This is a genomic window from Serratia sp. (in: enterobacteria) (assembly GCF_051654945.1).
GTDB lineage: Bacteria > Pseudomonadota > Gammaproteobacteria > Enterobacterales > Enterobacteriaceae > Chania.
The window spans coordinates 418,543-442,115 of sequence record NZ_JBOFZA010000118.1 but is presented as its reverse complement, the minus strand read 5'-3'; the positions used below and the strand labels follow the sequence as shown (position 1 = coordinate 442,115).

Annotated in this window: 25 protein-coding genes and 1 riboswitch; of the genes, 6 read left to right on the top strand and 19 right to left on the bottom strand. The window is 52.5% G+C overall.

Translation table 11 applies throughout. The features are described 5' to 3' along the window. Nucleotides 1-65: 65 nt before the first annotated feature. From ACRDCA_RS27395 to ACRDCA_RS27385, 3 genes are all read right to left on the bottom strand, one after another. Nucleotides 66-1,169: a hypothetical protein gene (locus ACRDCA_RS27395; RefSeq protein ID WP_438692317.1), complete on the bottom strand. Its 1,104-nt coding sequence runs from the start codon at nucleotides 1,167-1,169 to the stop codon at nucleotides 66-68. Nucleotides 1,170-1,530: 361 nt separating this feature from the next. Next, nucleotides 1,531-2,088, bottom strand: coding sequence for a recombinase family protein (locus ACRDCA_RS27390; RefSeq protein ID WP_438692316.1), 558 nt, complete (start codon nucleotides 2,086-2,088; stop codon nucleotides 1,531-1,533). 239 nt (nucleotides 2,089-2,327) lie between these two features. Next, entirely contained in the window at nucleotides 2,328-2,678 is a 351-nt protein-coding gene (locus ACRDCA_RS27385) for a hypothetical protein (RefSeq protein WP_042718839.1), read from the bottom strand. A 185-nt stretch (nucleotides 2,679-2,863) separates the two neighbouring features. Between ACRDCA_RS27385 and ACRDCA_RS27380 the strand changes: the two genes are divergently transcribed. From ACRDCA_RS27380 to ACRDCA_RS27370, 3 genes are all read left to right on the top strand, one after another. Then, nucleotides 2,864-3,070, top strand: a complete 207-nt coding sequence (locus tag ACRDCA_RS27380; RefSeq protein ID WP_042718840.1) for a hypothetical protein — start codon at nucleotides 2,864-2,866, stop codon at nucleotides 3,068-3,070. A 1,461-nt stretch (nucleotides 3,071-4,531) separates the two neighbouring features. After that, a complete protein-coding gene (locus tag ACRDCA_RS27375) occupies nucleotides 4,532-4,723 on the top strand; it encodes a hypothetical protein (protein ID WP_438692315.1) in 192 nt (63 codons plus the stop codon). Between the two features lie 145 nt (nucleotides 4,724-4,868). Next, nucleotides 4,869-5,642 carry a hypothetical protein gene (locus tag ACRDCA_RS27370; RefSeq protein WP_438692314.1) on the top strand — a complete coding sequence of 258 codons (774 nt, stop codon included), beginning with the start codon at nucleotides 4,869-4,871 and terminating at the stop codon, nucleotides 5,640-5,642. A 96-nt stretch (nucleotides 5,643-5,738) separates the two neighbouring features. On the opposite strand, the gene ACRDCA_RS27365 is transcribed toward ACRDCA_RS27370, so the two are convergent. Both ACRDCA_RS27365 and ACRDCA_RS27360 read right to left on the bottom strand, forming a co-directional pair. Next, nucleotides 5,739-6,176: a DUF6998 domain-containing protein gene (locus tag ACRDCA_RS27365; RefSeq protein WP_438692313.1), complete on the bottom strand. Its 438-nt coding sequence runs from the start codon at nucleotides 6,174-6,176 to the stop codon at nucleotides 5,739-5,741. A 46-nt stretch (nucleotides 6,177-6,222) separates the two neighbouring features. After that, nucleotides 6,223-6,462 (bottom strand): HTH-like domain-containing protein, encoded by a 240-nt coding sequence (locus ACRDCA_RS27360; RefSeq protein ID WP_001318412.1) that lies wholly within the window; start codon nucleotides 6,460-6,462, stop codon nucleotides 6,223-6,225. A gap of 197 nt (nucleotides 6,463-6,659) precedes the next feature. Continuing rightward, nucleotides 6,660-6,756: riboswitch (TPP riboswitch) on the top strand. Nucleotides 6,757-6,792: 36 nt separating this feature from the next. Here ACRDCA_RS27360 and thiM point away from each other — a divergent pair. The 3 genes from thiM to ACRDCA_RS27345 all read left to right on the top strand — a co-directional run bounded on the left by thiM (nucleotide 6,793) and on the right by ACRDCA_RS27345 (nucleotide 9,102). Then, a complete protein-coding gene (gene thiM, locus ACRDCA_RS27355) occupies nucleotides 6,793-7,587 on the top strand; it encodes a hydroxyethylthiazole kinase (RefSeq protein ID WP_438692312.1) in 795 nt (264 codons plus the stop codon). Next, nucleotides 7,584-8,384: a bifunctional hydroxymethylpyrimidine kinase/phosphomethylpyrimidine kinase gene (thiD, locus tag ACRDCA_RS27350; protein ID WP_438692311.1), complete on the top strand. Its 801-nt coding sequence runs from the start codon at nucleotides 7,584-7,586 to the stop codon at nucleotides 8,382-8,384. The genes thiM and thiD overlap by 4 nt, the downstream gene beginning before the upstream one ends. A 259-nt stretch (nucleotides 8,385-8,643) precedes the next feature. After that, nucleotides 8,644-9,102, top strand: a complete 459-nt coding sequence (locus ACRDCA_RS27345; RefSeq protein WP_438692310.1) for an inhibitor of vertebrate lysozyme family protein — start codon at nucleotides 8,644-8,646, stop codon at nucleotides 9,100-9,102. 42 nt (nucleotides 9,103-9,144) lie between these two features. On the opposite strand, the gene gutQ is transcribed toward ACRDCA_RS27345, so the two are convergent. The 14 genes from gutQ to yegS form a co-directional block, all read right to left on the bottom strand. Next, a complete protein-coding gene (gene gutQ / locus ACRDCA_RS27340) occupies nucleotides 9,145-10,116 on the bottom strand; it encodes an arabinose-5-phosphate isomerase GutQ (RefSeq protein ID WP_438692309.1) in 972 nt (323 codons plus the stop codon). Next, on the bottom strand, nucleotides 10,109-10,885 hold the full coding sequence (srlR, locus tag ACRDCA_RS27335; RefSeq protein ID WP_438692308.1) for a glucitol operon DNA-binding transcriptional repressor SrlR: 777 nt from the start codon (nucleotides 10,883-10,885) through the stop codon (nucleotides 10,109-10,111). Before srlR ends, gutQ begins: the two co-directional genes overlap by 8 nt. A gap of 84 nt (nucleotides 10,886-10,969) precedes the next feature. Beyond that, on the bottom strand, nucleotides 10,970-11,326 hold the full coding sequence (gutM, locus tag ACRDCA_RS27330; protein ID WP_438692307.1) for a transcriptional regulator GutM: 357 nt from the start codon (nucleotides 11,324-11,326) through the stop codon (nucleotides 10,970-10,972). Between the two features lie 327 nt (nucleotides 11,327-11,653). Beyond that, a complete protein-coding gene (gene srlD / locus ACRDCA_RS27325) occupies nucleotides 11,654-12,433 on the bottom strand; it encodes a sorbitol-6-phosphate dehydrogenase (protein ID WP_438692306.1) in 780 nt (259 codons plus the stop codon). Nucleotides 12,434-12,443: 10 nt separating this feature from the next. After that, entirely contained in the window at nucleotides 12,444-12,806 is a 363-nt protein-coding gene (gene srlB / locus ACRDCA_RS27320) for a PTS glucitol/sorbitol transporter subunit IIA (protein ID WP_438692305.1), read from the bottom strand. Between the two features lie 18 nt (nucleotides 12,807-12,824). After that, nucleotides 12,825-13,805, bottom strand: a complete 981-nt coding sequence (gene srlE / locus ACRDCA_RS27315) for a PTS glucitol/sorbitol transporter subunit IIB (protein ID WP_438692304.1) — start codon at nucleotides 13,803-13,805, stop codon at nucleotides 12,825-12,827. A gap of 15 nt (nucleotides 13,806-13,820) precedes the next feature. Further along, complete coding sequence (gene srlA, locus ACRDCA_RS27310) at nucleotides 13,821-14,369, bottom strand: PTS glucitol/sorbitol transporter subunit IIC (protein WP_025121953.1); 549 nt, start codon at nucleotides 14,367-14,369, stop codon at nucleotides 13,821-13,823. A 240-nt stretch (nucleotides 14,370-14,609) separates the two neighbouring features. Beyond that, entirely contained in the window at nucleotides 14,610-15,659 is a 1,050-nt protein-coding gene (gene fbaB, locus ACRDCA_RS27305) for a class I fructose-bisphosphate aldolase (RefSeq protein WP_438692303.1), read from the bottom strand. Between the two features lie 230 nt (nucleotides 15,660-15,889). Next, nucleotides 15,890-16,576 carry a GntR family transcriptional regulator gene (locus ACRDCA_RS27300; RefSeq protein ID WP_438692302.1) on the bottom strand — a complete coding sequence of 229 codons (687 nt, stop codon included), beginning with the start codon at nucleotides 16,574-16,576 and terminating at the stop codon, nucleotides 15,890-15,892. Between the two features lie 99 nt (nucleotides 16,577-16,675). After that, nucleotides 16,676-18,136 carry a mannitol dehydrogenase family protein gene (locus ACRDCA_RS27295; RefSeq protein ID WP_438692301.1) on the bottom strand — a complete coding sequence of 487 codons (1,461 nt, stop codon included), beginning with the start codon at nucleotides 18,134-18,136 and terminating at the stop codon, nucleotides 16,676-16,678. A gap of 68 nt (nucleotides 18,137-18,204) precedes the next feature. Continuing rightward, complete coding sequence (locus ACRDCA_RS27290) at nucleotides 18,205-19,599, bottom strand: MFS transporter (protein ID WP_438692518.1); 1,395 nt, start codon at nucleotides 19,597-19,599, stop codon at nucleotides 18,205-18,207. Between the two features lie 104 nt (nucleotides 19,600-19,703). Further along, nucleotides 19,704-20,717, bottom strand: a complete 1,014-nt coding sequence (locus ACRDCA_RS27285) for a Zn-dependent oxidoreductase (RefSeq protein ID WP_438692300.1) — start codon at nucleotides 20,715-20,717, stop codon at nucleotides 19,704-19,706. A gap of 14 nt (nucleotides 20,718-20,731) precedes the next feature. After that, entirely contained in the window at nucleotides 20,732-21,946 is a 1,215-nt protein-coding gene (gene manD, locus ACRDCA_RS27280; RefSeq protein WP_438692299.1) for a D-mannonate dehydratase ManD, read from the bottom strand. 372 nt (nucleotides 21,947-22,318) lie between these two features. Further along, nucleotides 22,319-23,218, bottom strand: coding sequence for a lipid kinase YegS (gene yegS / locus ACRDCA_RS27275; protein ID WP_438692298.1), 900 nt, complete (start codon nucleotides 23,216-23,218; stop codon nucleotides 22,319-22,321). Nucleotides 23,219-23,573 lie beyond the last annotated feature (355 nt).

The window sequence follows — 23,573 nt, the reverse complement described above, 5'->3', positions numbered from 1 at the left end:
TAATGATTCAATGACTTTAGATATATAGCTGGTGTGCCAGCTTAGAATTAGCCAGTCAGTGAATGTCATGATTTATCCACCGTGTACTCGTAATGCATCTTCTCCCCAGCTCCTAATTTGAAATCAGGATTTGCTTGCATAATGAAACACCACAAACCCAGAGCCTTACCTTTGTAATCCTTTGGAATCTCAACAGAGAATACATCAGGGTCAGCTTTCGGAGTTATAGCGGTCACTTCTTGCTCATATACTGTATGCTCGTTAAATGCTTCAGTTATCATTGAGCTGAGGCTACCAAACATGGCAAAACCATTGCGTTCGACATCCTCTAATGTGTCAGGATTAAACGTGAAGCGCACACAGTGAAGTTTCCCGTTCTCGTCCATAATTCCCTCAGGTTCACCACATTCCCAACGACCGAACCGCATCAGGTAGAATGCAATATTCTTCTCTTCGTGGTCTTCAATCTCTTTTTCGCCACAGTACATCTTCACGTCACCGCAAATGAAATTCGCTCGATTGTCTTCGTCAACAGAGGCGTCTTTAGTCCTGTCAGCTACCAGTTCGAAGACAAGAGGGGGCTTAGTCCCCACGGTCACGTCACCGAGCATTGCCATTTCGTTATTAGCAAGTGAATGTATCGGTGTCGTTTCATACTTCTGTTTCAGTTCAATAAATGAACTCACCGGCAGCAATGTCCACATTCTGAGACAGCGGTAATAGATTGCAAAATACAATGGGACACCGTTTAGCTCACTATAACGTTGAAGTTTTGCAACGTAGTCCTTTCTTAGTAGGTATGTTGATGTAGGGTTCGGGAGGCTGCTGTTTTTCACCTCAACGAATATCTGTCTACCATCCTTCAGGACGAGCCTGTAGTCGGGAAGTAAAATGTCGGCATCATCAGAAATTACGTCACCAGTATCTTCAGTTTTTATCAGGCGACACCCATGCAACCCTGCGGCAATTTGACCAAAACACGCTTCCATGCGTTTACCGTGCAGTAGTATTTGATTTTCCTGTGAAGCCTTAAGCGATTCGCCAAACTGCTCAAGGAACGTTTCAGTGTCCTCTGGTGATTTTAACTTGTAGTCATGTTCACGACTGAATGCTGTAAATACTTCCAGAGCTTCGAACTTCCCAGGATTTCTGACAAGGCGTTTCATCATTTGATATTCAGTGTTTTAGGAGTTTACCTAAAGTTACACCTGAACAACGATGATGCGCAACAGCACTAACAAGGAAGCCTATATAGAGGCGCGGTTGGAGAAAGTATTTAGTGTAGATTTTTGACGTACCCGTTTTTGTGCCGTCAAGCCCCCCAAATATCCGCAAGGGAAATTACTATGAAGATATCTCTTTTGGGTATACGCAAATGAGACAAACTTTAGTAGTTAACTACTTGTACTTATTTAGCATCCTTAGTCGCTACTACTGAGAATAAGTTATCTTGTTGCTTGAACTGCTAAGCTCTAACTTTTCCTATCACCTACCTGATTAACAAAAATCCTTAAATATCAGTGATGTAGATCAGAAGGTCTTTAGTCGGTAGAAGGTGGCTTTGCTGATACCTAACCTGTGTTGCACTACTGCTGGCGGTAGACCCTGCGCTAACAACTCTCGCACCTGTTCAATAGTTGCTTTAATAGGTCTGCCGCAATGCTTACCTTCAGACTGAGCACGCTTAATACCTGCTGTTCTGCGTTCTGCTATCAGGTCTTTCTCAAGGCTGGCGAGTCCTGCCATCATGGTAAGCATCGCTTTGCCAACGGGCGTTGACAGGTCGAACCCTTCACGCAAGCTGACAACTTTCACGCCTTTCGTCTGCAACATTTCCACAGTGGAAAGAACATCAACCGTGTTACGTCCCAGGCGGTCTATAGCAATCACGATCAGCGTATCGCCTTCTCGCACATAACTTAGTAGTTCACCAAACCCTGGACGTTCACTTGCTTTGACTGCACCACTCACCGCTTCATCACTGAACCAGCGAGTAACGCTATAACCAGCATCGGCTATCTGCTGCTTCTGGTTTTCAACGTTTTGGTCGCTTGTGGAAACTCGCACATATCCGATTACAGTAGTCATGATGTTCTCTAAGTCTCAAAAGGTAGTATCAAAATTATGGCCGTCCCAAAATTAAAGATCAACCTTTTGAGACAAAGCGAAGCCGCATTCTGTCGTTGCGTCGGTGTGGTCTTATAAGGAGATGGTTTTGAGACTGGATAGCAACGGTTTAGGAATAGAGGCTTAGAACGAGAATATGGGGAGGCTGGAAATTCGGAATGGACAGTCAACTTATTGGGCGTGATTGCTCACGCCTTTGTTTAGATCTCAGAGCACAGGCTCAGCGTGTAGAGTGCCGTTTCACCATCGTTGTTAGTTGGGCGCATAACGAAAATTGGATCACTGCCGTTGTCGATGTAAGTAACCGCTATTCCACCGTCTGGAGTGGCGTACATCTTCGCAATACTTTTCTCTCCAATGAAACCCAGCCGCCAGGTTTTACCACCCATGCTCACTTTCATGCTTTTGTCCTGAACATCAAGGTGAGTCTCGACTGAGGATTTTTGGCTACCAGAATCGATCTGCCCTTCCTGGATCGCCTTACAGGTGAATGTGGTTGCACTTGAGGCGAAGGGGAGGACGAGCAGCGCCGCGAGAATCAATTTTTTCATGGTCTTCCTTTTCTTGTTGGATTTACTGACAAGGCGCTGTTATCGCATTACTTTATCTTACCACCTTAATTAATAAAATCGATCTTATGAATCAGTAAAATCGATCGATTTGAATGGCACAATGCTATTGTGTAAACAATGAGCGCTAAGCTATTCGACGATAACAAGCAACTGGAGTGAGGCTTATGAAGAAAGCAATATTGGTGATATCGGGACTACTGTTTTCACCGTTGGCGGCAGCAGGGCAGATCACAATGACCGATCCCCAGCAGGAAATGACGGAGAGTGGAAAGACGCTCTGCACATACCAGAACAGCATTTACCTGTTCACCTACATAACAAAGGGCAAGTGCCCATTTGCGAAGACATTTGACACTGATGATGCTCAGTAGTAGCTGGGATAAAACGAGCCGGGTAATTTTAAATTCGAATCAAGGCCGTTTGCTTAACACAAGTATCATAATGATTTTACTATTATTTCTGTGAATTCCGCACGGAGCAAGGTTTTATGCACGGTAGGTGATAGTTTTAATTGTTACGATCTCGGTGGGTATGGCAACTTTACCCCGTATCAATGGCGCTTCTTTACCTGCCAATTACCACCGGGTTACATGCCTGTTTGATAGGAATTAACTTGGGCGTTGCTGCATGGGGTACTGCTGCATGACATATCCGGCAGACGTAACAGGAAGCCGCTGCAACATTCGCACAGTGTAAGAGATGAGATTATCCAGGCACACCGGAAGGGCGCTAAAGTTGCTCAGTTGGTGGAACGGTACGCAGTGAGCAGGTTGACGATCTGCCGTTGGGTGAAGTGACGTTTGGTCACTCTCTGAATGGTAGGCTCAGGCACTTTACCGGAGGGGGTCAGGTATTATACCTGCGGAGGGTCAGGTAAAGAACCGGAGGGGTTCAGGCACTATACCCGACAATAAGATTAACTATAATACTAATAATAAGATCAGTTATTAGATCATTATCTTTTACGCTGACTTAGGTCAGGCTACGCCGCGCAAGAATGATCTTCTTCATTTTCTCTTTTGCTGCGCGTGTCGCTGTCACTCCTGGCAAGCAGCCTTACTTCGCTACCTTTCGGGCTTCGTGGGCTGGCCTCGTTCCGCTCTCGACGCTACGCAAGTTACACCCTCTGTATGATGCAATGGCTTTGCCACCGTGAAACGGTTGCACATGATCATTTCGCCACGGGCGAATACCTTTGCGCTGTGCGCGGAATTATCATCTGACCAACCAACTCCCGTTGATTGACCACCTGATAAGCTGACTAACTTCAACTCTTACCCTCCATTTCATTACGTGCAAGGTTTCAGTAAGTCAGAGGCTAAGGTTCACTGTTCACCGTGCAAGGTTCCAGTTCACCAAGCCAACATATCCAATCATCTACACCCGTTCGATCTTACTGCCGTTCAATCTTCTGAGTGCAGATTCTTGGTGTTGGTGTGAGATAAGTGCCAGAGGGCGCACAGGAAGCCCGTAGAGCGATTTTAAGAGGGTAGGGAATACGAAGGTAGCCTGAAAGCGTCAGAACGTTGCAGGCTGTTTTGTGAGTTTCTTGTGGCTGTCTTCTCTGGTGGCAAATTCTACCATAAATTCCAGCTGACAGCAATCATTCATTTTTGGTGTAAAGCACGTAATGCACTTGACTTTTTCAAAGTTATTGAAAAATATATTGACAATAGGTGCGCCTTTAGTGTACTATGAGAAGTATAGTGATAAGCGTTATCATTTACCCCCCCCATCTAACAACATTCCATACGCATTAATTGCAGCCTCCACCAGGTTTTTGGTGCGGGGGCTTTTTTGCGTCTGGAGAAAACCAAACAGGAGCAAATAACATGCGTTACTTCAACGTTGATCAAATCTACGCAGATTTGATCACAGGCCGAACAACACGAACACTTGTCTACAGTTCACTTGTCCGAGCGCGTAAGCGCGAACAGCCCGGCAGAGTGGAGATATTCGAGGAAGCGATCCGACGCTTTGATGAATGGCGAGCAACGCCAAACTTCACCCCGATGACCAGCTAACCCAGAAGAAAAGATTAGACAATGAAGATCAACTTTGACTCTGCAACTTTCCAATTTTTATTACACCGTGCCAACGCAGAAGGGAAATCGATCCCAAAATTGGTAAACGAACTATTAACCGCCGTCCTTACTAAAGAGAAAACAAATGCCAAAAAAGAAAAAACTCGTACCTAACTCAGGTAAGTCAATCGCCGAGATTATGAAAGATCACGAAGCGACAAATTCAGATGGACGCATATCTCAGGCTTTCACCAAAAATTATGACTACTTCGAGGACATAAACTGCATTTACTCGAAAGAGTACCCGGAAGGGAAAATGCTCGAACTTCTTCACATTGAGTTATATTGCCGATTTAAACGTTTCCAGAGTAGCGGGAATAAATGTTACGAAAGCCAGGGGCGATTAGGGAAAATATTTAGAAGTGACCCTGGGACGATAGGCGATAAAATCGAAGAGTTGGTGAAAATGGGACTGGTAAGAAAAGATCCACATCCAGATATGAAGGGGGGAACTTTAATTTATACCGCTCTTGAAATAACAGATGCACACGTTATACCACCTGACCAACTACCAGCAGCACCGATTATCGTTTCTACCGTGATATCTGACCAGCCAGCACAAATGCCAGCACCTGAACCTGCTACCGTAGAGGAAAGGGGAGGTGATGATGTGTCCGATTGGTTCAACAGAAAAGACGATGTTATACCAAGACCAACACCACCAATGAATAGAATGAGCGCGGCTTGTGAGTTCTTGATTCAGAACATTGACCATCAGGCTGAAATGGAAAGTTTCACCCAGTTTACCGAAAGGGTTAGTCGAAATAATCGAAATATACGACTACCAACAGGGATCGAGGATTACTTCAAGATTAACCACCCTGAACTCTATAATGTTTTCGACCCAATACCATTTTAACCAGGAGGATTATGGTTACCCCGCTCTACATTTTCTTATTCTTTCGCGCTGTTTGGTACATTTCCACTCGCATCCAGAAAAGAAAAAAACGAACACTTAAGGATTACACTGACGAAACTCTTCAGTGACGTTTTCTACGCCAGGCGTTTTAAGAAGCACGCCATTAAGATGGATCACAAATTTGTTATCATGGCTGGCATATCCGGCAATTTGGCGACAAACATTTACAGGGACACGAACTGCCAACATGACTTCGGCATCGTCATTAAGCTGAATACCGATCAGGTAATCGAAATCCCAGGAGCGAATTCCGCCTAACTGGGTTTTATTGACTCTGGTTTTGACCTGCAACAGCGTGCCATCGCCTAATCTTACATCGGCGCTTTTATGGGAGTTTGGCAATAATTCACCACCATAAAGTTGCTTTACGAGATGTTCACCATAATCACCAGTGACATTACCACCTCGGGCAAAAATGCCCTTGCAAGCAGTCACCGCTTCTCGATACTGCCGATATGCTTCACGCGCACTCATCCATCTAACCTCGTTAACTAAACGTAGATACCGATGATCTTGTTAATCACAGCTTCGAGGTATCAAGCCCAGCGGCTTTAAGCCGTTCGGTGAGATTCCTCATTTTGCTGAATTCGGTACCAAAACTGGCTTTAAGTCCCACACCCTCGCAAAACTCTTTTGCAGTGACGTTTTTCAGGTGGTCGGCGTATTTGATCATCTGGAGGTGCATTTCAACCGTTTGACCATTTCGCGGTGCGCTGTTAATGGCTTGCTTAATGTTCTCGTAGATCTGGGTTTCTGTCATTTGCATATCTCACTTATCAAGTTTAGATAAATAATATAAATTAGCTAATTTAGATAATCAAGGGGTTTTGTTATACAGACATGGGGTACAAACTGAGGTACAAGGTGGGGTACAGCGTGAAGAAGCGATAACCGGAAGGGCGGGCTTGCAAGAGCAAGCAACTTCCCCTAAGCTGGCAAAAAGTATAGAGAATCAATCTTCATGACTCGGGGTGCCCCATCAATGATGGGCTGAGAAATACCCGTATTACCTGATCTGGATAATGCCAGCGTAGGGAAGTCTCGGTATCTCAGCCGGTACCCGCCTTCTTGAACGCCGGTTGGGAGCTATATGTTTACTCGACCTGATGTGCTACCCGGTGCTCGTGCCGCGGCCTGCTTTAACCAATTTAAACGCCAACCTCCATTGATCCACTGCCTGACCAACGAAGTGGTACAGGAACTGACGGCTAACGTGCTGCTGGCGCTAGGCGCTTCCCCTGCCATGGTAGTAGAGCCGGAAGAAGCGGCACAGTTCAGCCGCCTGGCCGATGCGCTGTTGATCAATATCGGTACTTTACACGCCGCGCGGGCCGAAGCCATGTTGGCCGCCATCGAGGCTGCCAATTTGGCGGAAACCCCCTGGTTACTGGATCCGGTTGCCGTGGGGGGATTGGAGTATCGCGCTGCCTTTGCCCGCCGTTTGCTTACCCTGCGGCCTGCGGCGATCCGTGGTAACGCTTCGGAAATCATTGCATTGAGCGGCCTGCAAACCAGTGCCCGTGGCGTGGATAGCCAGGATGATTCGCTGGTGGCGCTACCCGCAGCCCGCGTTTTGGCGCGTAACTGTGGGGCCATTGTGGCGGTCACCGGTGAGACAGATTACATCACCGATGGTGAGAGAGACTGGGCCGTCACCGGCGGGGATGTCTTGATGACGCGCGTGGTGGGGACGGGCTGCGCGCTATCGGCCGTCGTGGCGGCATTTTGCAGTTTACCGGGCGACCGGTTGGATAATGTTGCCACCGCTTGTCGGGTGATGGCGCTGTGTGGTGAAAGGGCAACGGCGCAATGTTCCGGCCCCGGTAGTTTTACTCCAGCCTTCCTGGATGCGCTTTACCAACTGCGCATGGAGGATCTGCGATGAAACGGATTAACGCTTTAACCATCGCCGGTACCGATCCGAGCGGCGGGGCCGGTATTCAGGCCGATCTGAAGGCTTTCTCCGCATTAGGAGCATACGGTACCAGCGTGATCACCGCGCTGGTGGCGCAAAATACCCATGGCGTGCAGTCGGTGTATCACATCGATCCGGCGTTTGTTGCGGCGCAACTGGATTCGGTGCTCAGCGACGTGCGTATCGACAGTGCGAAAATTGGCATGTTGGCCAATGCAGAAATCGTGGTGGCCGTTGCTGAACGTCTGCGCCATTACAAGCTGCCCTATGTAGTACTGGACACGGTGATGCTAGCGAAGAGCGGCGATCCGTTGCTGGCCCCAGAAGCGGTTGAATCCATTCGCCGTGAGCTAATGCCGCTGGTTTCTATTATCACGCCCAACTTGCCAGAGGCCGCTGCCTTGTTGGCCTGTTCCCCGGCGGAAAACGAATCGCAAATGCGCGAGCAGGGCCAGGCTCTGTTGGCGATGGGTTGTCAGGCCGTGTTGATGAAAGGCGGCCATTTGAGTGACGGGGAAAGTCCAGATTGGTTATTCACTCCTGATTTTGAGCAGCGCTTTAGCGCACCACGCATAGCGACCAGACATACGCATGGCACTGGCTGTACCCTGTCTGCGGCGTTAGCTGCACTGCGCCCACGCCACCCCAATTGGGCAGATACCGTGGCTGCGGCCAAAAACTACCTGCAACAAGCCTTACAGCAGGCCGATAGCCTGGAAGTGGGGCAGGGTATTGGGCCGGTGCACCATTTTCATGCCTGGTGGTGAGCCAACGATTACACTGCATTTATAGAGTTCATGCTAGAAAAAAGAGCGGTGGTATTGCCCTAGATTATTGGTGACCTGAACAGATGGCATGCCACAATGTCGGAAGAAATGTCGGAAGAAATGTCGGAAGAAATGTCGGAAGAAATGTCGGAAGAAAACTTCCCCTCCGCTTTCAAGTCTGATGGGCAGCCAACTTTCCCGTCTAATTGTGGTCTGAGCTACTTGGAACTACGCTTTTGATTTACCGAGGGAGAATGCCATGATTGGAAAAAAGATATTGCAGGGAGCCATGGTTGCGGCCCTGCTTGGTTTTAGCGCTGGCAGTTTTGCCGAACAGATTGTCACTACCTCTGATCTGATCCAGCAGCCGGGCTACCAGACCAGTTGGAAAAATATGGTGAAGGGCCAGGCGCAGTTGCCAGGTTGGGCGCGCAAAGGGGTTGGCACTTCTACGCCAGCCGAAACGGTCACCTGGAAAGACCAAAGCTACCAGATCGGTAATATCTGTAAGCCGCATGACTGCGCCAATAACTTTATGATTGTGGCTTTCAAGGCCGACAAGTCTCAGGCATGGGGCGTGCGGGTTGAAGTGCCTAATAAGCCGCAGGCGATCGATCATCCGAAGAAATACGCCAAATATCAATGGTTGGGCAAGCCGGATGACGCGATGAAAGCGCTGCTGAAAAAGCAGTTTGAGAGTAATCCAGACTGGAAGTAATGCATGCAGGGCGTATTTGGCACGCCCTGCCGTTTTGGTCGATCAGCCGATCCCGGCCTGATGCAGGTCATGCAGGTTGATAGCGCCTACCAGCACGCCATCGAGATCCACTACCGGTGCGGCGCTGATGTGTTGTTCGTGCAAGGCTTCCAAAGCCTCACCCGCACGCCACTGTTCAGGTAAGCGATAGCCAGGACGGGTGATCGCCGGGCTCAGGCCATCATTGAGGCTATTGCCCTTCACCAACCAGCGGCGCAGGTCACCGTCGGTGAATACCCCCACCACTTTTTGCTGCGCATCGCATACGGCTACCAGGCCTAGCCCGGTGCGGCTCAGTTCCAGCATCGCTTCCATCACGTTGGCGCTTTCCTGCACCACCGGCAGGCGATCGCCGGTACGCATCAAATGGTGTACGCGATTCAACAGGCGTGCGCCCAGGCTGCCGCCTGGATGTGAGCGAGCGAAGTCCTCGGCATTAAAACCGCGCTGGCGCATCAATGCCATCGCCAACGCATCTCCCATCATCAGCGTAGTCACTCCGCTGGAGGTCGGTGCCAAGCCCATTGGGCAGGCTTCGCGTTCAACACTAATGTCCAGAGTACAGGCAGCTCCTAGCGCCAGTGGCGACTCTTTGCCGCCGGTCATGGCAATGACGGGGATCTTGCTTTCCGCCAACAGCGGCAGGATCAGATCCAACTCTTTGGCGCGGCCGGAATAGGAGATGAAGATCACCACGTCATCGGCACCGATCATCCCCAGGTCGCCATGTAAGGCCTCTGCCGGATGAACGAAAAATGAGGGGGTGCCGGTACTTGCCAGAGAAGCGGCAATTTTCTTGCCGATATGACCGGATTTACCGATACCGGAAATCACCGCCTTGCCACGGCAGTTAAGCAGCAGTTCGCAGGCGCGGACAAAGTTGTCATCCAGGCGCGTCAGCAGGCGTTGCGCTTCGGTCAGCTCAATTTCCAGCGTTTCACGGGCAAAATTGAGCAGGGCAGTGGCGTTACTCATTAATGGGGTCTCCTACCAGAATGATATTGATACCTTTGGCGCGCAGCGCAGCCAGGTAATCCGGGTTGATGCCGTTATCGGTGATCAGGGTATCCACGACGCTCAGATCGCACACCACGTTGGGGCTTTTGCGACCAAACTTCGAGGAATCGACCAGCAACACAATGCGGCTGGCGGCTTCACACATCGCCTTGCTGACATTATGCACCTCATTAAAGGTGGTGACACCCGCATTGAGATCGACACCGTCGGCACCGATAAACAGCTTATCGAAGCTGAACTGCTGAAACGCCGACTCAGCCAGGCTGCCGTGGAAGGAGGCCGATTTTTTACGGTAGGTGCCGCCGGGCATCAGGATGGTTTGATCGTTATCCAGTTCTACCAGCGCGTTGACGATGGTCAGGCTGTTGGTCATCACGGTGATGTTATTGAACTGCGCCAGATGCGGTACCATCTGCAACACCGTGCTGCCCGCGTCAAAGATCAACGAATCCCCATCGTCGATCAGTTTGATGGCAGCATAGGCGATCTGCCGTTTCTTTTCGGTGTTGATATGGGTTTTACGATCGATAGGTTGGTCGCCATCGTCGCGGCTAAGGACGACGCCGCCGTAGGTGCGGATCACCTCGCCTTCTTCTTCCAGCAGGGTGAGGTCTTTGCGGATAGTGGTGCCGGTAGTGGAAAAATGCTCTGCCAAGGCATCCACTGCCGTTTTACCGTGCCGCTGCAAGTATTCGAGGATAGCGGCTTGCCGCTGCTTTGGTTTCATTGCGATTCCCTGTTCACAAGAGTTGACCATTCCTCCCGGTGAGATAGTTCACTATGAAAGGTAATGTCTTTTAATGTGAAAATATCATGATTTCGGTGCAATCGCTAATGATAGTGCAGTTTGGCATGCCCGATCCTCAGGGAAGATCACATCTGGGCAGAGTTGTTGTTGGTGCAGGCCATGTAACTGCTTGAGTTGTTTAGGCTGGGCAAAAATGGTCAGGCCGCGCATCAGCATGCTGCCGCACACTCGTTGTTGTGCGTCAAATGCCAGTGCCAATACCACGCGGGGCTTGAACCGTCCGCCGGAGCGGCCAACGCCTACCGTGCCTTGTTGACATAAACGCTCGAAAGCGCGGTTAAAGCGTTGGATTTGCCACCAACCGAGGGCGATCTGCATCAGCCAGGCGATAACGGCGAAGGTGATTAATGCGCTGGTCATGTTGTTGTTCTCCTGTGTGAAATGAAGGGGGAGAGTCTAGTGAATTTCCCCTCACCCTAACCCTCTCCCACAGGGAGAGGGGATCGACCGTGCTACCCATTAACGCCTACGCCTAACAGTGACTCGGGCTATCCCCTTCTCCTCAAGCCGGTATTTTTGTGGAGTCCGGCTTATGCATTAGAGGGACCGTGCTACCCATTAACGCCTGCGCCTAATCGTGACTCGGGCTAGCTCCCTCTCCCCACAACCGGTGTTTGTGTAGATCCCGGTCTATAAATTGGGAGAGGGCGGGGGTGAGGGGCAGTCAAATTTCTCAGCCCATAAATGTCAGAACATCACCTGGCCGCCAGTAATATTGATCGACTGGCCAGTGCAGTAAGAGGCTTTATCGCTGGCATAAAACAGCAGCGTATTCAGCACGTCCTGATAGTCACAGCCGCGTTTCAGCGGCACCTTATCGGTGTAATACTTCTCGACCTCCTCCGGCTGGATGCCCAGCTTCTGCGCATATTGCGGCAGTAGCGATTGGAACATCGGTGACTTCAACAGGTTACCGAGCATCAACGAGTGTACGGTAATGCCGTAATCTGCCAGATCGAGTGCCAACGACTGTGTCAGCCCAACGCCACCGAACTTGGCGGCGCTGTAGCCGGAGTTGTGCTTGCTGCCGACCTTGCCGGATTTGGAGTTGATTTGAATGATGCGCCCGGCGATACCATCGCGGATCATCAGGCGGGAGAACTCGCGGGCGCACAGGAAATAGCCCACCAGATTCACCTGTAAGGAGCGGTCAAAATCCCCTAGTGGGAAATCGGTGATGGGGGCTGCTTTGGCAATCCCGGCGCTGTATACCAACAGGTTTGTCTGACCGAAGGCCCGGTCGACCGCTCCCGCCAGCGCGATAACGCTAGCTTCATCGGTAGCATCGGCCTGGAAACCGATGGCGCGATCGGTACCGAATTCCTGATTGATTTGCTGTGCCACCAGATTGGCGTTGTCGGCATTCAGATCGGCCACCGCAACGCGATAGCCCGCTTCAGCCAGGCCATGGCACAGGAAAGCTCCCAGCGTTTGACCACCGCCAATCACTACAGCTACTTCAGACATGATCTACTCCTTATGCGATAAATTTTAACGTGCTGCCTAACGGGATATCCGCGGGCGTACTGCCTGTGACGTGGATCGTGCCAGGAAATTCGGCCTGCGTTTCGCCGTCAAAACGCACTGTGATATGGCCCAGCTCACGCAGATTCTGGGTGGCAACTTCACCGACGGCGGTGATCGGGTAGCACCGATCGCCAAGCTCCATCACGCCACCGGTTTGTAATTCCCCGGCGGTATCGCCGTGCTGGTGGATGAAGCAATACTCTTCAATATCTGCCGGGGCGCCTTCGCGGAAAGTGATCAGCATGTTGTCCAACAGGGCGTCACGGGCGCAGCCGCCAATTTGGGTGATGGTGGTCTGGAAAATAGTGTTCATGGTTTTCCTACGTGCAATTTATTGGTAAATAAAGGCCGAGGCGGCCCAGGCAATCAGCACCGTTGGTGCGCCAGTAAGGAAACGCCCGACCAACACCGAAGGGACACCGACCCGCACCGTATCCTGTTTGGCTTCTGCCAGGGACAGGCCTACCGGGATAAAGTCGCAGGCGGCCTGAGCATTAATGGCGAACAGGGCCGGGAGTGCCAACTGAGGGGGGATGTGACCAAGGCCAATCTGTACGCCCACCAACACGCCGATAACCTGCGCGATAACGGCACCAGGGCCAAGGAATGGTGAAAGCAGCGGGAAGGAGCAGATCAACGCCAATGTCACCAAGCCAATTGGGCTGCTGGCCAGCGGTGTCAGGCCATGGGCGATAAAGTCACCGAGACCAGAGGCCATGATGATGCCGATCAGCGCCGAGACGAAGGCCATAAACGGCAGAATGGTTTTCAGCACGGTGTCGATGGTGTCACGCCCGGCCTGGAAGAACACGGCTACCACCGAGCCCATGCCCATGCCAACCTTGGCCAGCAAACCATCGCTTTGCTCGGTAATTTTCTTGCTGGTGTCGTAGTCGCGGGCTTTCGGCTGAGCCTGGTGTTCCGGGGCGGCAGAACTCTCGGCAACCTCGACCAGACTGATGTTGTTTTCCCGCACGCCAGAAACGTAGATATCTTCCAGAATAAACTGTGCCAGCGGGCCGGACTTGCCGGTCGCGTGGATATTGATGGTGGGGATGCGGCGTTTAGGGTAGATGCCACAACGTAAGGTACCGCCACAGTCGATAATTGCCAGGCCGATCTCTTCCGCTGGCGGCTCACCTTCCTTGAAGCCGTCAACCGCAGGCCAGCCGGTCAGCTCGCTGAGTTTGTCGACGATCGCCGGGCGGGTACCGGCGGTGATATAGACGATCTTTTTGCCAGGCTCGATGGGTAATTGCAGTGGGCCGCCCCAGCCGCTGGCACCTTTCTCGATACGGATATAAGCACTCATGCTGCACTCCACAAATTAAAGTTGAACCTGACGATCCAGTTGGATGCCCATCTTGCGTTCAAACACGCTGGTGGTGAGATCGGTGATCCAGCCCCGGAAGAAGTTGGTGAACAACCCCACCAGGAAATAGCTCACCGCCAAAGGCCCCAGCGGCAAGCCAAGCGTGGTCAATCCGCTGGCGATACCGAGGTAGACAAACAGTTCGCCGGGGTTGATATGTGGGAACAGGCCGTTCATCGAGTGGCAGCTGTAGGAGGCTGCGGCGTAGTAACTCGGTTTGTACTTCTCAGGCATAAAGCGCCCGAGGCTGAGGGTCATGGGGTTACAGAACACAAAGGTGCCGATCAGCGGCAGCAACAGATAGCGTGACACCGGGTTACCGGCACAGCGCTGCGCCAAACGTTCAATACGTTCCTGGCCTACAAACTTGATCAAGGCGTTCATGATAACTAACAGGCTGATCAACAACGGTAAAATGCCGGTTACCATACCGACAAACACTTCCCCGCCTTTTTGGAACAGACCGATAAACCATTCGGCTCCGTGGGTTATTAGCTCAATCATTTTTTTCTCCTGTGATGGATGCCATGGCCTGGAGCGAAGTGCGGCTCTGTCGCCATGAGTCATACAGTAACCACTTTGGTTCGGCTTTTGTTTTAAATAGATCACACTTTGAAAGATAAATATTTTATTGTGAAAGGTTAATTTGAAAGAAAAACAATTAATGACGAAAGGATGGGATGAGGGACATGAAAAAGGCCCAGCAGAGCTGAGCCTTGAAACTAATGATTTGATAAATAACGATTAAGCGATGGTGATACTCTCGTCGAGATAGGTATCCTGCACGGCATTAATCAGGGCAATGCCGTCTTTCATCGATTTCTTGAACGCTTTACGCCCCAGGATCAGGCCCATGCCACCGGCCCGTTTGTTGATCACCGCAGTGCGCACGGACTCTTGCAGATCGTTCTCCCCGGCGGCACCACCCGAGTTGATCAATCCGGCGCGGCCCATATAGCAGTTGGCCAACTGGTAGCGCACCAGATCGATCGGATGGTCGGTGGTCAGCTTGCTGTAGACGCGATCGTCGGTGTAACCGAATTTCACCGCCCGGTAGCCGCCGTTGTTCTCGGCCATCTTCTGTTTGACGATATCCGCACCGATGGTGGCCGCGATGTGGTTGGCCTGGCCGGTGAGGTCCGCACTGGAGTGATAATCGACGCCGTCTTTATTGAACGCCGGGTTACGCAGGTAGGCCCATAGCACCGTCACCATGCCCAGCTCGTGAGCACGCTCAAAGGCAATCGAGATCTCTTCAATCTGGCGGCGTGACTGTTCAGAACCGAAGTAAATGGTCGCACCCACCGCCACCGCCCCCATATTAAAAGCCTGCTCAACGCTGGCGTACAGGGTTTGGTCGTATTGTGTTGGATAGCTCAGGGTTTCGTTGTGGTTCAGTTTGACCAGGAACGGGATCTTATGGGCATAGCGGCGGGAGACCGCAGCTAGCACGCCGTAAGTGGAAGCCACGCAGTTACAGCCGGCTTCGATCGCCAGTTCAACGATGTTTTTCGGATCAAAGTAGAGTGGGTTGGCGGCGAATGAGGCCCCGGCTGAGTGTTCGATACCCTGATCGACCGGTAGGATCGACAGGTAACCGGTGCCCGCCAGGCGGCCATGGTTCAACAGGGTTTGCATCGAGCGCAGTACGCTGTTCGGGCGGTTGTTATCGATCATCACCCGATCGACAAAGTCGCCACCGGGCAGATACAGATTTTCGGCAGGGATGGTGGTACAGCGATGTTGCAAAAGATCTTCCGCTTCCTTACCTAACAATTGTGCAATATCCGTCATGATTCACTCCCGTTAAAGCTTCCTCATACACCGGTAAGTCTGGGTATTTGGCCACCGGCGTAGTCAAAAGCGGTGATTGAAGCTAGGCAAAAGATACTAATCAAAACCTGATGGTGCGAAGAGACAATAGATGCGATTGAGAAGAAATGCTATTTAGAAGGCACAATTTGCGAGCTAGCGCGGGTGGGGCGCTTCCCCTTTCCTGGTGGAAAAGGGAATGGCATTGGGCTTTATTCGGCTTCAAACCAGTCGGTGTTTTGCAGGGCAATCGGGGTGATCGAATAGATCATCTCCTGCAAATGCTCGTGAATGGCCAGCTCCGCCGCGTCCGGATCCTGGGCTTTGAGCGCCTCAAAAATACGGTAATGCTGGTGGATCAGGTTCTCTGGCGGTGACACTTCACTCAGGCTGAGGAAGCGCACCCGATCCATCGTCGCTTTAATCGTTTCGATGGTTTCCCAAGCCAGGGCGCAGTTGGCGATTTGTGTCAGCAAATAGTGGAATTCATCGTCCAGCGCCAAAAACTCACGGATCTGATTATTCTGTGCCGCCAGTTCCTGGCGATGCAGGTTATGTTCCAGCGTCATCAGTTGCTCGGGGGTGATGCTGGTGGCAGCGCGCCGCACGATGGCACATTCCACCGCCTGACGGATAAAGCGCCCATCGGCTACCCGTTTGGCAGAAATTTTCATCACGAAAGTGCCGCGCTGCGGCAAGATCTGCACCAGACCCGCTTCCGCCAATTTGATAAAGGCTTCGCGCACCGGCTGGCGTGAGACGCTGAAACGGGTGGAGATCTCTTTCTCGGAAAGCAGCGTGCCCGGCGGGATAGTGCAATCGACGATATCCTTACGCAGGAAACGATAGATCTGCTGATTGACCGGGACGTTATTCGTGAGGCTGTAGGATTCTGACATGGCGACAATCAATGAGTATGGATGATAGCGAATGCCACCATACTAGCAGATTACCCTGCGAAAGCGGGCGGATAAATCCACCCGTTGCTTAATGCTTTGCTAACGCGCCAGCACTCGTGCCACCGTCGCTTTGGCTCCCCGCGCCAACAGCGCCAGATAAGCACTGGTCACGGCATTCACGAAGCGCTGATTATCCGGCAGGTCATGTCCGAATACCGAGGTCATTTGCAGTAACGCCATCACGCGGGGTTCGCCTTCAGCACTGTTGGCAACGCGTTGGGCGATCTCCTCACGCAATGGATCGCTGATGTCGATCGGTTGGCCTTGCTCATCCTTCCCGCCAACGTAACGCATCCAACCTGCCACGCCCAGCGCCAGGCAGTCAAAATCGCTGCCGTTGGCTAAGTGCCAACGCACCGAGTCCAACATCCGCTGCGGCAGCTTTTGCGTTCCGTCCATGGCGATCTGCCAGGTGCGGTGTTTCAACGCCGTGTTGCGATAGCGTGCCAGCAGGGAATCGGCATATTTCTCAAGATCGGTTCCTGGGGTGTTCAGCGTTGGAGCCTGCTCTGCCAGCATCAGATGGCGAGCGGCATTGACGTAATGCTCATCCTGCATACAGTCGCTGATGTGTGGGTAACCGGCCAGATAACCCAGATAGGCCAGGAACGAGTGGCTGCCGTTCAGCATGCGCAGCTTCATCTCTTCAAACGGTAAGACATCGCTGACCAGCTCGGCCCCGGCTTTTTCCCATGCCGGGCGGCCTGCGACAAAATTGTCCTCAATCACCCATTGGCGGAACGGCTCGCAGGCTACGGCTGCCGGATCCTGCACACCGGTTTGTTGCGCGACCTGGGCCAGGGTAGCGGGTGTTACGGCAGGTACGATGCGGTCGACCATGGTGGAAGGGAAGGTGACCTGGGTTGCGATCCAGGCTGCTAATGCCGGGTCGAGCGCTTTGGCGTAGGCGGTGATCACATTGCGGGTGACATGGCCGTTCTCCGGCATGTTGTCGCAGGACATGACGCTAAATGCTGGCTGTCCGGCAGCCTTACGCTGTGCCAGGGCTTCGACGATGACCCCAACGGCGCTCTGTGGCCGCTGCGGATTAGCCAGGTCTTGCACAATCAGCGGATGCTCCAGCTGTAACTGACCGGTGGCAGGGGAATGGCAATAGCCTTTTTCGGTGATGGTCATGGAGACAATCGCCACTTCAGGCTGAGCCAGGGCGTGGAATACTGCATCCAGCCCGTCGACTTGCGCATGCAGCGCCTGTTTCACTACGCCTACCACCCGGCATTGCCAGGCATCGGCGGACATCTCTGCCACGCTGTACAGCATGTCCTGCTGCTTGAGATCGGCGATTTGCTGTTCGCCCCCGATCAGGTTGATTTCACAATACCCCCAGTCGCTGCCGTGCTCCTGTGCCAGGATATCGGCATACACCGCCTGATGGGCACGATGAAAAGCCCCGAAGCCCAAATGCACCAGGCGCGGAACCAGTTGGTTGCGATCGTACTGTGGAACAATGGCGTTGGCCGCCAACAGCTTGCTATCCATGTTAAAACTCACTGTGTGATGGATCGATTGCCGCAGAACGTTATCTGCGGCAGGTGATCGAAGAGGGATTAATGACTGCGTACGCGTTGGGCCACCGGTAACGCTGGGGTTTCTGCTGCATCCTCTGCCAGGCTCAGGTCGCGATCTTTCACCTCAGGCATCAAGATGGCGGCCAGCAAGCCGATAACGGAGTAAACGATCATCATCACGGCGATTGGCCACCAGGAGTCGGTCATATTGCAGAAAATACCGGCTAATACCGGGCCAAACCCAACCGCCACCAAACCACCGGCCTCTTTGGAGATTGCCATACGGGTGAAGCGGTTACGGGAGCCAAACATTTCCGCCATGGTGATGTTTTCCAGCGCAAACAGCCCCAGCACCGCAACGTTATGAATGATAATGATCGAGGCCATAATCACGCTCACCTCATTGCTCTTATCCACAATCATCGAGATCATCGGATAAGCCAGAATGATGGCGGAGATATTGACCAGGATATAAGGGATCCGGCGGCCGATTTTGTCGGAGAGCCAACCCAGGAATGGAATGGTAATAAAGCCGATGGCGGAGCTGATCATCAGGGCATCGGTTGGGATAGCCTTCTCAAACAGCAGGGTTTGCACCAGATAGCCGGCCAGGAAGGTCTGGATCAGGCCGGAGTTGCCCGCCTGACCAAAACGCAGCCCGGTAGCCAGCCAGAAGGATTTGCTGGTGAACATTGCCGCCAGCGAATGGGTATTATCGGCCACGGCGTTAGCCGGGGTTGCGGTGGTGCTATCGTCGTTAACCTTTTCAAATACCGGGCTTTCTTTCAGGTTCATACGCAGCCAGATGGCGAACAGCATCACCACCACGCTGGCCAGGAAAGGTACGCGCCAGCCCCAGGCCAGCAGCTCTTCTTTCGACAGGAAGAAGAACATCACCGCCCAGATAGCGGTTGCCGACAGCGTGCCGCAGTTGGTGCCCATGGCAACCAGCGAGGAGATAATGCCGCGTTTACCTTTAGGCGCATATTCTGCCAGCATGGTACCGGCACCGGATATTTCCGCGCCGGCGCCCAGCCCTTGAATAATACGCAGCAACACCAGCAGTAAAGGGGCAAAAATACCGATTTGCGCATAGGTGGGCAGTACGCCGATTAAGGTGGTGCAAATCCCCATCATGGTAATGGTAATAAACAGCACCCGCTTGCGGCCAATGGTATCCCCCATGCGCCCGAAGAAGAAGGCCCCGGCAATACGGGCGATATATCCCGCTCCGTAGGTTCCCATCGCCAGAATCAATGCCATGGCGGCAGACTGCTCCGGGAAAAATATTTCATGAAAAACTAACGCTGCGCCTAGTGAATAAAGCTGAAAATCCATAAATTCCAGCGCGGTACCAAGCCAGCCGGAAACGGCCGCCTTGATCAGGTCCGAGGTACTTCTTTCCGGCTGAGTGTTGTCAATTTTTGCGTTCATCATTGTTCTGTTCTCTGCAAATTGTTGTTGTAGGTACGGCAAAGATTAGGTTCAGAAGCCCCCGTTTCCCTCCAGCGACCAGGGCTGTCGCCGGAGGGAACAGGTCAGAATTTCAATAGAACCTTACAGCACTGTTTTTGGTCCTTTTCGAAGATCTCCATCGCGTCGAGCACTTGCGTATAACCAAACTGATGGGTGATCAGCTTTTCCGGCTGGATCTTGTGTTCTGTCATCCAGGCAATCACCTGTGGGAAGCGGTTGCTGTTCAGGCGTGAACTGAAAATCGAGATCTCTTTACTGGTAATGGCTTGCTGGCTGAGCACGCAGGGGTCGGCAGAGAAGCCCATAATGCCAATGCGTGCGGCTGGAGAAGCCAAGCCGATAGCCTCTGGCAAAATGGCTGGATGGCAGGCCGCATCAATGATCAGCGTTGGCCGGATGCCGAGCTTTTGCAGTTCGCTGGCCAAATCCAGCTGGGTATTATTGATCGCCCGATCCGCGCCGTTGGCGGTAGCCATCGCCAGACGTTCATCGATACGGTCGGCCACAATAATTTCTTTGACGCCGTACACACCGCGCAGAGCCTGAATGGAGGTGAGGCCCATCGGGCCCGCGCCATACACCAATGCGACATCTAACGGGCCAGGTTGCAGCTGACTACACATATTGGCGGCAATGGTAAAGGGCTCGACCATCGTGGCGGCGTTGTCGGGAATGCTGTCCGGCACAAGATGGGCATTTTTGGCCGGTAGTGTCACGTATTCGCTGAAACCGCCGTCACGGTGTACGCCAATGACCTGTAATTCGGTGCAGACGTTGGGCCTGCCGACCGAACAAGGGTAGCAATGGCCGCAGCTGACTACCGGGTCGCCTACAACGCGTTCGCCAATGCGTGACGGCTCGACGCCTTCGCCGATAGCGTCGATATGGCCAAAGAATTCATGGCCGATCACGCGTGGATATTTGGCAAACGGATTGTGGCCGCGATGGATATGCACGTCGGAACCACAGATCCCGGCGCTCACCACGCGGATACGGACTTCGCCTGGCTGCGGCGATGGCAACGGGCGCTCTTCAATCACTAATTGCCCTGGCTGTTGAACAGTAATGCTTTTCATAGAAACTCCTAGGTTTACCAGTTCCACAGGGTGCCGTCTTCCAGGCGTGCTACCGGCAGGTAGGCGGGATCGTAGGGATATTTGGCAGCCAGTTTCTCGTCAAACTCGATGCCTAACCCTGGTTTTTCGCCCGGATGCATATAGCCGTTGTCGAACGTCCAGTTATGTGGGAACACTTCCAGCATCTGTTCGGAGTAGCCCATATATTCCTGCACGCCGAAGTTCGGTACCCACAGGTCAAAGTGCAACGCCGCCGCCATGCAGATTGGCGAAAGATCGGAAGGGCCGTGCGAGCCGGTACGAACCTGATACAGTGAGGCGAAATCGGCGATGCGGCGCATCCCGGTGATGCCCCCGGCGTGGGTGATGGTGGTGCGGATGTAATCGATCAGCTGTTCTTCAATCAGCTGTTTGCAATCCCAGATGCTGTTGAACACTTCACCCACCGCAATCGGAGTCACGGTATGTTGGCGGATCAGGCGGAAGCACTCCTGGTTTTCGGCCGGGGTTGGATCTTCCATCCAGAACAGGCGGTATTGTTCAACGCTTTTGCCAAAGCGGGCGGCTTCGATCGGCGTCAGGCGGTGATGCATATCGTGCAGCAGGTGCTCGTCGAAACCGAATTTGTCACGCACGGCTTCAAACAGTTTAGGGGTGAAATCGAGGTATTTTTCGGTTGACCACAGCTGCTCTTCCGGCCAGTTGCCTTTGGTGGCTGGCTCATACGCCAGGCCTTTGCCCTTGGCCATACCGTAGGTAGTTTTCATGCCTGGCACGCCACATTGCGCACGGATCGCTTTGAAGCCCATTTCTTTGTGCTTGGCATAATCGTCCAGCACTTCGTCAATCGAGTGGCCGGTGGTGTGGCAATACACCATGACGCCGGTACGTGAAGCGCCGCCCAGCAGTTGGTACAGCGGCATATTGGCCGCTTTGGCCTTGATATCCCACAGCGCCGTATCCACCGCAGAGATGGCCGACATGGTCACCGGGCCACGACGCCAGTAGGCGCCTTTGTAGAAGTACTGCCAGATGTCTTCGATCTGGTGAGCATCACGACCGATCAGCTGTGGGCAGACGTGATCTTCCAGGTAAGAGGCTACTGGCAGTTCGCGGCCATTCAGGGTCGCATCGCCGATCCCGGTCAGCCCGCTATCGGTAGTGATCTTCAGGGTGACGAAATTTCGCCCTGGGCAAGTGACGAACACCTCGGCTTTAACAATTTTCATGACTTCCACATCCTGTTCTGGCTGATAACGTATGGGCGGAAATTAACCTTGAACTAACTACCATACAAGTATGATTTGCGAGAATTGCCGAAGCAGATCACAATTATTCGTGGATCGCGGGTTGTGGGTTGCAGGGAAAAGAGGTGGATTGGTGCGTAGATATGTTCAGGGAGGAGAGGCAATTAGTGGTATGAGCCCCTCACCCCATCCCTCTCCAACGAGATAGCGCGGGGTCCCATGAACACTGGTTTTTGGGAGAGGGGGCAGGTTCCGAGCCGAGGTCAGGTGCAGGAGCCAAATTGTGGCACGTACCGTCCCCACTCCTTGGGGAGAGGGTTAGGGTGAGGGGAATTACACCGGGGTGAAACGTGATTATTCCAGCAAATCACAATTCGGCGGCAGACGGCACTCAATGGCATTCGGCAGCACCTCAATGCGGAAGTTGCGGCCCTTTAGTGGCTCGCCATCAAGGTTGAAGGTGATGTCATGCGGCGCGGAGATCTCCAACCATGGCAATGAGGCATCGACGACGTTGGAATCTTCCTCACCGCTGAACAGAATACTCACCAATGTCGGCAGCAACTCTTCGGCAGTGAGCAGGCGTACCTGCAATAAACCATCGTTAATCAGTGCGCCAGGGCAGAGTTTTTGCCCACCCCCGGCCTGCCTGCCGTTACCGATACCAATCACCAGTGCTTCCCCAGTCCAATGAAAATCAGGCCCACGGATCTCGCAACTGTCGGCTTTCAACGCATCCAGGCGCAGCAGCCCGTGGATGAAATAAGAGACGCCCCCCAGCGCCGCCTTCAGTTTTTCCGGGGTTTCGGTGGTGATGCGGGTGCCGAAACCGCCGGTCGCCATGTTGACGAAATAGCGTTCGTCGTTCACCTTGGCCAGATCGATCGGCACAGCCCGGCCCTTGATCGCCAACTGCAAGGCCAAATCTGGCTGTAGCGGGATCGAGCAGGCGGTCGCAAAGTCGTTGGCGGTGCCCAACGGCAGGATGCCAAGTATTGGGCGAAACTCAGCGGGAAGCTGTGCCAATGCGGCAGCGACCTCGTTGATCGTGCCGTCGCCGCCACCGGCGATCACGGTTTCCACCCTCAGTTGGCTGGCCTCTTTGACGTAACGAGCGGCATCACCCAATTCCCAGGTGACGCGAACATGCAGGGTCTGGCCCTCATGGCGCAGCATGTTTACCGCTGCGCGAACTTCCTCGTTGCCGGAGCTTTTACCATTGATGATAAGCAGTGCTGGTGAATATTGGTGCATTCCTGATCCTTGTGGTGAAAAACAAATCGGCTTGCAAGGGGTGGCCAGGTAAGGCTTCCCAATGGTTTGAACCCTAACACAAGCCGTTAACGATAAACCACAACCCCGTGGTGGGCCATAAGAATATTCAGGTAATACCGAATTAGTTCGCGGGAGGATATTTATTTCGTCAATGCCCAATGGGAGTAATATCTTTCTTGGCGAGAGATAAACGTTCGTATTAACCAGTTCATTAATCGCTATAGAATAATTTATATATTGCAACAGGAATGATTAGCCGATAGCTACATTGCAAGAAATATCCTAAAAAGAGTCAATGGAATTTCAGTTAATTGAATTTAAAGGGGAAAAAAAG